Annotated in this window: 9 protein-coding genes; 2 read left to right on the plus strand and 7 right to left on the minus strand. The window is 60.6% G+C overall.

Annotated elements, in window-relative coordinates; translation table 11 throughout:
• The first annotated feature begins 175 nt into the window (after positions 1-175).
• Positions 176-1,975 carry an AAA domain-containing protein gene (locus tag QZY03_RS19410; protein WP_295583812.1) on the plus strand — a complete coding sequence of 600 codons (1,800 nt, stop codon included), beginning with the start codon at positions 176-178 and terminating at the stop codon, positions 1,973-1,975.
• Between the two features lie 35 nt (positions 1,976-2,010).
• Here QZY03_RS19410 and QZY03_RS32185 read toward each other — a convergent pair whose 3' ends face one another.
• The 6 genes from QZY03_RS32185 to QZY03_RS19435 all read right to left on the minus strand — a co-directional run bounded on the left by QZY03_RS32185 (position 2,011) and on the right by QZY03_RS19435 (position 9,672).
• Entirely contained in the window at positions 2,011-2,286 is a 276-nt protein-coding gene (locus tag QZY03_RS32185; RefSeq protein WP_363169772.1) for a DUF4921 family protein, read from the minus strand.
• 59 nt (positions 2,287-2,345) lie between these two features.
• Positions 2,346-3,539, minus strand: coding sequence for a 2-methylaconitate cis-trans isomerase PrpF (prpF, locus tag QZY03_RS19415; RefSeq protein WP_295583813.1), 1,194 nt, complete (start codon positions 3,537-3,539; stop codon positions 2,346-2,348).
• A 109-nt stretch (positions 3,540-3,648) separates the two neighbouring features.
• Positions 3,649-6,243, minus strand: a complete 2,595-nt coding sequence (gene acnD / locus QZY03_RS19420; protein ID WP_295583814.1) for a Fe/S-dependent 2-methylisocitrate dehydratase AcnD — start codon at positions 6,241-6,243, stop codon at positions 3,649-3,651.
• Positions 6,244-6,723: 480 nt separating this feature from the next.
• Entirely contained in the window at positions 6,724-8,019 is a 1,296-nt protein-coding gene (locus QZY03_RS19425; RefSeq protein WP_295583815.1) for a DUF3422 family protein, read from the minus strand.
• 136 nt (positions 8,020-8,155) lie between these two features.
• Complete coding sequence (locus tag QZY03_RS19430; RefSeq protein WP_295583816.1) at positions 8,156-9,388, minus strand: type II toxin-antitoxin system HipA family toxin; 1,233 nt, start codon at positions 9,386-9,388, stop codon at positions 8,156-8,158.
• Positions 9,385-9,672 (minus strand): helix-turn-helix domain-containing protein, encoded by a 288-nt coding sequence (locus tag QZY03_RS19435; RefSeq protein ID WP_295583817.1) that lies wholly within the window; start codon positions 9,670-9,672, stop codon positions 9,385-9,387. The genes QZY03_RS19430 and QZY03_RS19435 overlap by 4 nt, the downstream gene beginning before the upstream one ends.
• Positions 9,673-9,890: 218 nt before the next feature.
• Between QZY03_RS19435 and QZY03_RS19440 the strand changes: the two genes are divergently transcribed.
• The gene (locus QZY03_RS19440) at positions 9,891-10,208 is read left to right on the plus strand and encodes a YMGG-like glycine zipper-containing protein (protein ID WP_295583818.1); all 318 of its coding nucleotides are present in this window, start codon (positions 9,891-9,893) and stop codon (positions 10,206-10,208) included.
• A gap of 925 nt (positions 10,209-11,133) precedes the next feature.
• Here the strand turns inward: QZY03_RS19440 and QZY03_RS19445 are convergent.
• Positions 11,134-11,778, minus strand: coding sequence for a hypothetical protein (locus QZY03_RS19445; RefSeq protein ID WP_295583819.1), 645 nt, complete (start codon positions 11,776-11,778; stop codon positions 11,134-11,136).
• Positions 11,779-11,954 lie beyond the last annotated feature (176 nt).

Consider the following 11,954-nt stretch of genomic DNA (forward strand, 5'->3'; position numbering starts at 1 on the left):
CGAAGATTTTCCGAAATTTAAGAGCGCAATTTCAAACTGCTTGATCAATGCGAATACTCAATGCAAGAGTGAGATGGAAACCTTATTTTCATTAAAATTTCAACGTATTAGAAAATCGCAAATTATTCCTATTTAGAGTATTGATAGCCGATCCAATTTCGTTGACTTTACTGAAGTGGATTTGAATGCCTGGCAGATGGGAACGGGCAACACACTTAGCGGACTCATCCGACGCAACCTGATCGCGCTGGAAAAGCCCGATTGGCTGTCGAATTGGCTCGACTATGTCAGAGTTCGCCACCATGCTAGTGCCATCGGCCTTGAGCGTCTGACGGCTGCGTTGGAACAAGGCATCTTAAAAGCCGACGAGATTGATAGCGGTTATAAACTTGCGGTATTCGATGTTCTCGCACGTGAGATACTTAGGGAGGTTCCAGCCCTAGCTCTGTTCTCCGGGAACGCCCAACTAACCTTGCAAAAGCAGTTCCGTTTTTATGATGAGAAACTGAAACATCTCCAGCGTGAACGAATCGCCTGGCGGATAGCTCAGAATCAGCCTCCAGCCGGTTCAGTCGGGGGAAAGGTCGGCAACTACACGGACCTTGCCTTGCTCCAGCATGAGTGTACGAAAACGAAACGGCATATTCCGCTCAGACAATTGGTACAGCGTGCTGGGAATGCACTCGTGGCCTTGAAGCCCTGTTTTATGATGGGACCAATGTCGGTGGCGCAATACTTAGCCCCGGGCCAAATAGAATTCGACATCATCGTCATGGATGAGGCTTCACAAATGAAGCCGGAGGATGCGTTGGGAGCCATCGCCAGAGGCAAACAGCTCGTGGTCGTCGGTGACCCGAAACAACTGCCACCGACCAGTTTCTTTGACAAACTGATCGACGACGACGAGGAAGACGCTACAGCGATCGAGGAATCCGAGAGCATCTTGGATGCCGCGATGCCAATCTTCGACAGGCGTCGGCTACGCTGGCACTACCGATCACAGCACGAGAGTCTGATCGCCTTCTCGAACCATTCCTTCTACGAGGATGAACTGGTGATCTTTCCCTCGCCGCACAGTGAATCGGAGGACTTTGGCGTTAAGTTCATTCGGATCTCAAGCGGGCGATTCGTGAAGCGGCGAAACGCTGACGAGGCTCGCACGATCGCTCTTGCGGTACAGCACCATGTTCTGGAGCGACCAGAAGAATCGCTCGGTGTAGTTGCCATGAGTGCCGATCAACGCGACCAGATTGAGTGTGCAGTCGAGGCACTCGCTAAAGAAGACCCCCTTTTTCGAGAAGCGATGGAAAGGAATACCCTGAAGGAAGAACCCTTCTTCATCAAGAACCTGGAAAATGTTCAGGGCGACGAACGGGATGTGATTTTCATTTCCTGCACTTATGGTCCTGAGGATATTGGCGGCAAGGTTTATCAACGTTTTGGCCCGATCAACTCGGACGTTGGGTGGAGAAGACTCAATGTGCTTTTTACCCGTTCCAAAAAGCGGATGCATGTCTTTAGTTCCATGGGATCAGAGGATATCCTGCTTTCGGAACACTCTAAGCGCGGGGTGATAGCATTCAAAAACTTTCTCGCATTTGCCGAGACTGGTCATCTGCATCAGGCAATCTCTACCGGCAAGGCACCTGATAGTGACTTCGAGGTTGCCGTTGCATCCGCCTTACATCAAGCGGGTTTCGAGTGCGAGCCTCAGGTCGGCGTAGCCGGTTTCTTTATCGATCTCGCTGTATGCGATCCAGGCAACCCCGGTCGTTATCTTATGGGTATCGAGTGCGACGGGGCTACCTACCATTCAGCTAAATCTGTGCGTGATCGTGATCGCCTGCGCCAAACCATTCTGGAGCGGCTCGGTTGGCGTATCCGGCGTATCTGGTCGACTGATTGGTTCAGAAGTCCTCGGGCTGAAATTGCGCCAATCATCCGCGAGTTAAACGCGCTGAAGACCATCCGGTAAATGCGAGCCTGAGATAGACGAAACGGCTACGATAGCTAACACTTTCCATCCGAATCGAACGTTAGCGGCGACGGGTTGGGCGAACTCACCCTCAGCGGTCGATTGCCCCGGCCGGGCACTGTCCAGACTTCCGTGTGCGAAAAGGATTGACCTGCTTGATGGTTCCATCCGCCATGCGCGTGAGATAATCGGCTTCGGGAATGACCTGGGACGACATGGCTGCCGTACCTCGCTGTTATGTCGTAGGCGTGAAGCGAGGGGATGTTGTCAGACGCACCCTCAATGCGAACCACCTCGCCTGGCTCATTCATACTCTATGGCATGCGAGCTGAAAAATGCCAAGCGGACATTCTTCAGCCCGAACGATCGCTTAAAACGCATCACCAGGCACGCGGACCCAGCCTTCCATCAATACCCTGGCGCTGCGGCTCATGATGGCCTTGGTCACGGTCCATTCGCCATTGACCTGGGTCGCTTCAGCGCCGACCCGCAAGGTGCCGGAGGGATGGCCGAAGCGCACCGCGGTGCGCGCACCGCCGCCGGCGGCAAGGTTCACCAGGGTGCCGGGGACGGCCGCCGCGGTGCCGATAGCCACCGCGGCCGTGCCCATCATGGCGTGGTGCAGTTTGCCCATGGAGAGTGCGCGCACCAGCAGGTCGATATCGGCGGCGGCGACCGGCTTCCCGCTGGATGCGACGTAATCGGCCGGCGTGGCCACGAAGGCGACCTTGGGGGTGTGCTGGCGTTTGGCCGCCTCGTCGATGTGCTTGATGAGGCCCATGCGCACCGCGCCATAGGCACGAATGGTCTCGAACATGGCCAATGCCTTGGGATCGCTGTTGATGGCGTCCTGCAATTCGCTGCCCGTGTAGCCGATAGCCTCCGCATTCACGAAGATGGTCGGGATGCCGGCATTGATCATGGTGGCCTTGAGCGTGCCGACACCGGGAACCTCGAGGTCGTCGACCAGGTTGCCGGTGGGGAACATCGAACCGCCGCCCTCGCCTTCGCCCTCATCAGCCGGATCAAGGAACTCCAACTGCACCTCGGCGGCCGGGAAGGTCACGCCGTCGAGTTCGAAGCCACCCGTCTCCTGCACGGCGCCGTTGGTCATGGGCACGTGAGCGATGATGGTCTTGCCGATGTTGGCCTGCCAGACGCGCACGGTCGCCATGCCGTTCTGCGGCAGCCGGTCGGCATCGACCAGGCCGCTGCTGATGGCGAAGGAGCCGACCGCGGCGGAGAGGTTGCCGCAGTTGCCGCTCCAGTCGACGAAGGCCGTGTCGATGGAGACCTGGCCGAACAGGTAGTCGACGTCGTGATCGGGCTTGCTGCTCTTGGACAGAATGACCGTCTTGCTGGTGCTGGAGGTCGCCCCGCCCATGCCGTCGATCTGTTTGCCGTAGGGGTCCGGGCTACCGATGACACGCAACAGGAGCGCATCGCGCGCCGCTCCGGGCACCTGCGCGCTTGCGGGTAAATCCTGCAGGCGGAAGAATACGCCTTTGCTGGTTCCGCCACGCATGTAGGTGGCGGGGATCTTGATCTGGGGTACGTGAGCCATAAACGGATTATCCAAACGAGGTTAAATCTCGAGCAAGAATGGACGCGGAGCGCCCGCTCTACACTCCCACGCTGGAGCGTGGGAGCGAGAAGACCGGATTCGGTCCGGCTCAGGCCGCCTTGCGCGATTCGAGGAAGTCTTTGGCGAAGCGCTGCAGCACACCGCCGGCCTCATAAATGGCCACTTCTTCCGCGGTATCCAGGCGGCAGGTCACCGGCACCTTCACGCGCTCACCGTTCTTGCGATTGATGACCAGTGTCAACGTGGTACGCGGAGTACGCTCACCGATGACGTCGAAGGTCTCGGTGCCGTCGATACCCAATGTCTTGCGGTTGACGCCGGGCTTGAACTCCAGCGGCAACACGCCCATGCCGACCAGGTTGGTCCGGTGAATCCGCTCGAACCCCTCGGCGGCGATGGCCTCCACACCGGCGAGACGCACGCCCTTGGCCGCCCAGTCACGCGACGATCCCTGACCATAGTCGGCACCGGCAATGATGATCAGCGGCTGCTTGCGCTCCATATAGGTTTCGATGGCTTCCCACATGCGGGTCACCTTGCCGTCCGGCTCGATGCGGGTCAGCGAGCCCTTCTTGACCTGCCCGTCGACCACGGCCATTTCGTTCACCAACTGCGGATTGGCGAACGTGGCACGCTGCGCGGTGAGGTGATCCCCGCGATGGGTGGCGTAGGAATTGAAGTCCTCCTCCGGCAGGCCCATCTTGGCGAGATATTCACCGGCCGCGCTATTCGCCATGATCGCGTTCGACGGCGACAGATGATCCGTGGTGATGTTGTCCGGCAGCACCGCCAGCGGACGCATCCCTTTCAGGGTGCGCTCACCGGCCAGCGCGCCTTCCCAATACGGCGGACGGCGGATGTACGTGGTCATCGGGCGCCAGTCGTAGAGCGGGCTTACCTTCACGCCATCGTCTTGCTGGACTGCGAACATCGGGATGTACACCGAGCGGAATTGTTCCGGCTTTACACTGGCGGCGACAATGGCGTCGATTTCTTCATCGGACGGCCAGATGTCCTTCAAGGTGACCGGCTTGCCATGGGTGTCCAGCCCCAGCACATCTTTCTCGATATCGAAGCGGATGGTACCGGCAATGGCGTAGGCAACGACCAATGGCGGCGAGGCCAGAAAGGCCTGCTTGGCATACGGATGAATCCGCCCGTCGAAGTTGCGGTTGCCGGACAGCACGGCCGTGGCGTACAGGTCGCGATCGATGATTTCCTGCTGGATCTTCGGGTCCAGGGCGCCCGACATGCCATTGCAGGTGGTGCAGGCATAGCCGACGATGCCGAAGCCCAACTGCTCCAGTTCGGCTAGCAAACCGGCCTCTTCCAGATACAGCTTGGCCACCTTGGAGCCTGGGGCGAAGGAGGACTTGACCCAAGGCTTGCGCACCAGACCGAGCGCGTTGGCCTTGCGGGCCAGCAGGGCGGCTGCCACCACGTTGCGCGGGTTGCTGGTGTTGGTGCAACTGGTGATGGCGGCGATGATCACGGCGCCATCCGGCATTTCGCCTGCTTTCTCCTCCCAGGCACCGGCGATGCCGCGCGCGGCCAGATCGGACGTCGGCAGACGACGGTGGGGGTTGGAAGGGCCGGCCATGTTGCGCACCACGGTCGACAGATCGAACTCCAGCACGCGCCCGTAGTCGGCATCAACCAGGCTGTCGGCCCACAGACCGGCCGTCTTAGCGTAATTCTCAACCAGCGCGACCTGCTCCGGCTCACGACCGGTGAGCTTGAGATAGTCAATGGTCTGCTGGTCGATATAGAACAGGCCGGCCGTGGCGCCGAACTCCGGCGTCATGTTGGAAATGGTGGCACGATCACCGATGGTCAGATTGGCGGCACCTTCACCGAAGAACTCCACGTAGGCACCCACCACCCGCTCCTTGCGCAGGAACTCGGTCAGTGCCAGCACGATATCGGTGGCGGTGATGCCCGGCTGGCGTTTGCCGGTCAGCTTCACGCCGATGATGTCGGGCAGACGCATCATGGACGCGCGGCCCAGCATCACGGTTTCCGCCTCCAGACCGCCGACGCCGATGGCGATCACACCCAGCGCATCGACATGCGGGGTGTGGCTGTCGGTACCGACGCAGGTATCCGGGAAGGCCACGCCGTCGCGGACCTGAATAACCGGCGACATCTTCTCCAGATTGATCTGGTGCATGATGCCGTTACCGGCCGGGATCACATCGACATTCTTGAACGCCTTCTTGGTCCAGTTGATGAAGTCGAAGCGGTCTTCGTTGCGTCGGTCTTCAATGGCGCGGTTCTTGGCGAAGGCGTCCGGATCGAAACCGCCGCATTCCACGGCCAGCGAGTGGTCAACGATCAATTGCGTCGGCACGACCGGGTTGACCTGGGCGGGATCACCGCCCTGCTCGGCGATGGCGTCGCGCAGGCCGGCGAGGTCGACCAGTGCGGTCTGGCCGAGAATGTCATGACAGACCACGCGTGCCGGGAACCACGGAAAATCCAGATCCTGCTTGCGCTCGATGAGCTGCTTCAGCGAATCGGTCAGCATCGCCGGATCGCAGCGGCGGACCAGGTTTTCGGCCAACACGCGTGACGTGTAAGGCAGTTTAGCATAGGCGCCGGGCGTGATCGCATCGACCGCGGCACGCGCGTCGAAGTAACTCAGGTCGGTGCCGGGCAGGGGTTTACGGTTGGTGGTATTCATGAGCAGTCTTTATTTTCGGAAGTTGGATACGTCGCGATGGACGGCGAGAAGCGATTCGGTGCAGTTTCAACGCGCAATAAAATCCGGGCCCGCGGGTGGAATCGTCGATTCCCCGCGGCCGAGCGGTCGCAAATGTGACAGTGCCGGGATCCATTCCGCGCGCTCGGCGAGCAGCGCGTTGCAGTCCCTATCACAAACAGGCACGGGGCAGGCAGCGTCATCCAGATCCGCGTTGACCAGCCGTCGCCGGGCTTCGGGGACGTCGATTCATTGTGTCAGCGTCACGTTGCAGGTCTCGGTCACGGCAGGATCGGAAAACGGCCCACCCGAGACCGGATATGTCCCCGATGTTAGCCGCACGCGGAGCGCCGGGCAAGTGGGCGATGGCCGCTGCCGGCAGTCCAGGGATGACCGGAGACATGGGCGAAAAAGCCGGGCTGCGGGCGGACGCATCCGCACCGCTGACCGCTTTTTTCAGGATCAATCCGCGCCGGCCAGGCGCTTTTTGACCCGTCGCAGCCCGAGCCAGGCGAAGCCGACTACCAGGGGCAGCGCGATGCCCATGCCGAGCGAGGCGTCGATGGGGAGACCGGCTCTTTCCATGGCCTTGAGCGCATAACCGACGAGCCCGACCCCGTAATAGCCGATCGCAATGACGGACAACCCTTCGACCGTCTCCTGCAGGCGCAGTTGCAGTTGCGCGCGGCGATCCATGGACTCCAGCACCCGGCGATTCTGCTCCTGCAAAGAGACCTCCACTCGGGCACGCAAGAGGCTGGTCAACCGGGCGGCGCGCTCGGCCAGGTCGGTCTGGCGATGTTGGGTCGACTCGCAGGTGGCGATGGCGGGCGCCAGGCGGCTGTCGAGAAACTCGGTAAAGGTCTGCAGGCCCTCGATGCGTTGTTGACGCAGTTGCTCCAGCCGCTGCAGCACCATCCCGTAATAGGCACGCGACGCGTCGAAGCGATAGGTCGTGCGCGCCGAAATCGCCTCGATCTCGGCGGCCAGACTGGTCAACTCGGCCAGCAGATCGCTCTCGAAGGTCGGCGCGTCCGGGGTGCGGCCGGTGGTCATGCGGGACGCCACCAGGGCCAGGCGACGATCGGCATCGGTGAGCACCGGTGAGACTTCGCGGGCCAACGGAAACCCGAGCAAGGCCAGCGCGCGGTAGGCGTTGATATCCAGGAACCGTTTGGCGAGCCGCCCGGCCTGGTTCTCGGACATGCTGCAGTCGCGGATCAGGATCCGGAAGAACCCGTCGGCATCGATTCGCAGATCCGACCAGGCGCGAGCCGCACCGCCCACGACCTCGGAGCCGATGACTGCATTGCCGTCGAAGAGCGCGGTCAACTGGTCATAGTCGCGCTCCGGCGCCGCGCAGTCTTCAACAGCCAGCGAGACCGCGCCGATCACGTCGCCGGGAAGATCGCGCAGCCAATCCGCGGGGAGTTGGTGGAGCACGGGCGCGACAAACGGACGATCGAAGACGCCCTGTTGACTGAAAGTGTAAGTGACGAATTCGGTATGCCGCTCCCAGCGCATCCGCATCGGCCCCAGGTTGGCCGCATAGTGCTGATCGACCGTCTCCGGGATGGGCCGCGCATAGTGCGCCAGCAGCCGCTTGAGATGCTCCAGGTCGCGGCCGTTGCCCGGCCCGTCGCTCATCACCGCAAGGTGTGAGACCCGTTCGGGGGCGCGCAGCGGCTCGTAGATGCGGGCGTGCAGCTCGGCCGCGACGGTGCGACGCAGCGGATGCTCTCGGAAGATAGGAATCATGGCGCGAACCATCCGGGAAGGAAAGCGCGATTGTAACCGGGCGGGAAGGCGGGTTGGCAACGACCGCGGCGGTCCCGCCGCGCTGTGCAGTCGCCCGATGGCGCGTCATCGGTGTGGCGCCGTTCGACTCCAGTCTTCACCCCGACGTTGACCGATACCCGGCGAGCCGCCGCGCGATCTCGCGCCCCAGCCGATCGCTGTCGGCAGCCGGCACGCCATAACCTGTGAACCGCGCCCGCCAGCCGACGACCGCGGCCACGACCTCCGCGATGATCCGCCGCGTCCGCTGGCGCGAGAGTCCGAAGGCCGCGCCGAGCGCGCCCACGGCATCCGCGCTGGGACGCGAACCGACGAGACCGAAATGCAGGCAATGTTCGCCGCGCAGCAGCACATCGGGCAGCAGGTCGTAGGCGGGCGTCAGACGCCAGCCGGCGGGCTCGCGACGCATCGCGAAATTCTTCAGGTGATCGTCCGTATTGCCGATGAGCGCATTGAAAACCATCTGACGGTAGAGCATCGCGAGGTCGGTCTCGGGCCGTGCACTCACGCGGCGCAGACAGTCGGCCAGATCCGCGTAGCCGAGATGGTAGTAGCCCTCAGCGCCCATCAAGGTTTGCAGGCTCAGGACGTGGTAACGGCCGCCCGCCGGAGTTTGATCGAAACGCCTCACCAAGAGGGCGGCGCGCCGCCCGAAGGTCTCGACACGAAACTCCGCAACAGCGAGCCCGGCGTCCCGGGCAAGCGCCAGGCAGGCGGCCTCGACGCGGACCATATCCACCGTGTCGCGAGCCGAGGCAAGCTTGGCGATATGGCCCTGCCCTGCCGCCTCGATCAGCAGCTTGGGGCGCGCGCCGCCGGGTGAACTGGCGGCGCGAAACAAGAGACCGAGATCATTGTCGCCAAGCGCGCCTGGGTCCTGGTCATAGCGCTCCGCCGCCTCGATCAGTGACTCCAGGTCCAGGATCGGCCCGGCATCCACCGGCGCCGGGGCAGCGGAACCCCTGGTATAGGCCAAGGCCCTCAAGCCAGCGGCACCCAGTACAGCCAACAGGTGCGGCGCGGTCTGCTGCGAACGGGGGAGTGTGTACCGACGGATCAGGAGACCACGGCCCCAAGCGTCCGGCAGGGAATCCTCAAAACACGCGTGGACACCGGCCTGGGGGCGTCCGGCATCGAAGACCCCAGGTGCCAATGGCAGGCGAAGAGGGTCGAGGGCAACAGCGTCCGGATGATCCAGGAAACCCGCATGGTAACGGAACTCGCCGCGGAGCAAGCCGCCGCGACGGGGGTCCGGATCAGCAACCCGGATCTCGCCGGCCGCCAACAGCGCCCCGGCGGCAGTTCGCAGCCAGACCTGGAGCGCAATCATGCACCGCCCCGCGGTGCCCGTTGACGCGTGGCGGTCGCGTCGAACAGTGATTCGGGGAACAGCAGGGCCAGGTCGTCGAGGGTACCGTAGAGCCGCAAGGCGCGCACCCACACACTGACCTGGGCACTCGGGTCGCCTTGCTCCAGCTTGCGGTACGTGGGCAGCGACACGCCGATCCGACCGGCCGCGCGGGACTGCGGCTCACCGGCCTGGAGACGCCGCCGCCGCAGACGCGCGCCCAACTGGCGAAGCGCCTCCGATTCATCCAAGGTAACAGCAAACATCGCTTCTCTTATATCGAGATTTCCTACTTAAGTATAACAACTGCTTCCATCAGCTTGTCGAAAGAACGCGCGTGTCCAGGCGGAGAAGCACACGATCCCCCGTCCGTCATTACACGGAATTCATGTGTGGTCCCTATCAGTGGGCATCCGATCGGCCTATGCTGAATCCAAGGCCCCACCCCTGGGACCATCGCGTTTTGAGACTTGGAGCGTACTCGATGAAACTCACCACCATCACGTTACTGGCCGCGGCAAGCCTCGCCGTCCTGTCCGGCTGCGGCACCACCACCGCCTCGCGCGCCGGCAGTTCGGCCGCGGTCGGTGCCGCCGCCGGGGCCGCGATCGGCTCACTGAGCGGCGACGCCGGCAAGGGCGCGCTGATCGGCGCCGGCGCCGGCGCGGTCGGCGGTCTGCTCTATGACCACGACCAAAAGACCCGGACAAGTAATCAGAATCAGCGCTACCAGGACACCCGGTACCGGAACAACCAGAACCAATACGACCAATCGCGGAACAACGCGTACGAAGGATGGTAGCCGCTACGCAGGACACAATCGAAAAAGCGCCGACTTGGTACTACAACGGCGTGATCTTCATGGCCGGGCAGGCCTTCTTTCCGCGAACATCCGTCAAGGACACTTTGGATCGGTCACCGCGCGGAAGGCGTCTGAAATCACGCCGAAGAACTGCTGAGCGCAACGGCTGTCGAATTCGACACCAAAGCCGGGACATCGCACCTGTCCGACAAGATCGGCCTGCGGACATGCCACCTGGTCACCATGGTTGTCCTCGTTGCGGTGCGCAGTGTAACCACTTGCGACTAATGGATCTCTCAAGCATTAAACATTAGGTAATCGGCGTAATCACCAAAGGGACTAAATTACGCTTTGGGATTGTCAGCGCAATTGATTTGCATTGCTGAGCCCACTGAACGTAACAAAAGCTCTGCGGTGGCATAAAGCCGGGCCACACGGCACGAATTCTGTTGAGGTTTACCGGAGACTCTAGTGTCCAACGGGTGCCCACATGCAGCCCAACAGCGCTCTTTGCATTAAGGAAATATTGTCGGTAAACTTCAAGACCAATGCCACAGCCGCTATCAACTCTCTCCCAGAGACTTGGAGGCTGATCCTCTTCGATATTTTCGAGCAAAAATAGTCCTACAATCGCTTTTACGGGAGTGGTCGCATAGACAATAACTAGCGCTCCGGGCTCTACTCGCGGACGAACACGACGGCCTTGATCATAAAACCGGCCACCTCCCCAAGGCCCCGGCTCACGAGCAACATATTTTTCCGCGACTTAAGGCCGCCTCTCCCACACAAACGACGCGGTCTTGGCCGGATTTATGACCAAGGCCAACACGACGTAGCTCGACGTTTTTCGACCCGCAAATGATTTGGTGCGCATATTGCGGCCTCACCGAAAGCCACAAAGCGATGTCGCCAATCGGCGCAGGGCTCACAACCAGCCTTCTCTATATAGGTTGATAAATCCCGGATGCTTTATCGCTACAGGCGACTGGAACTGATTTTTCCTGAACCCTAAGTCCTGCATGATGTCATGCACACGGGCCAGCGGCACTGGCTTATTGAATCTCTCAGAGTTTGAAAAAACGAGCGCCATTACTTTCTTCTCCCGAGACCTCGCTTCTATCTGGACAATATCGCGCCAGTGATAGACACCAAATCGCTGGTATCGAGAAAAAACATTTTTCGCCGTATCCACAATCACCTCATCCAGATACGAGCACCCGCGTATCGCCATGGTACCCCGCTTTCTAGGATCTGCTTTCACGTACCATAGAATGCGAGCAGGAAAGCGTAAATCACATAGGCGCGGCGAGCGATAGTAAACGTTAGTGTCGCGGAACATCAAATCTGGGGTCGCACCAAATAGATCAGAATTCGCAAGTTCATCATCGAATAATTGCGCAGCCCAAGCAGCTTCTATTGGAATGACGTAAGAAGGAATTTCCTTGTCTATAAGCTTAAGAGGCTTAAGCGCTTTCTCGGCGGACACCGAATCTTCATGGCATTCGCTGCCTACCAAAGCTTCCAATGCCCCCAGAACTGAGAAATCTGCGGTACCGTTGCCCGGCGACATCCCGCGTAGTTCCTCTAACATTATCAGCGCGTCGGCGCTCGATAGAAGGCTCTCTGGGATTTCCCGTGGCAATTTACCGTAACATAATCAATAAGATATTGTGTATCGTCAAAATTTACTGACCCCTGTCATGGTCGGCACTGCCGCACCGTAATGCGTTGATTTTTCAAGCATAC

The organism is uncultured Lamprocystis sp. (assembly GCF_903933125.1).
Taxonomy (GTDB): Bacteria; Pseudomonadota; Gammaproteobacteria; order Chromatiales; family Chromatiaceae; genus Thiodictyon.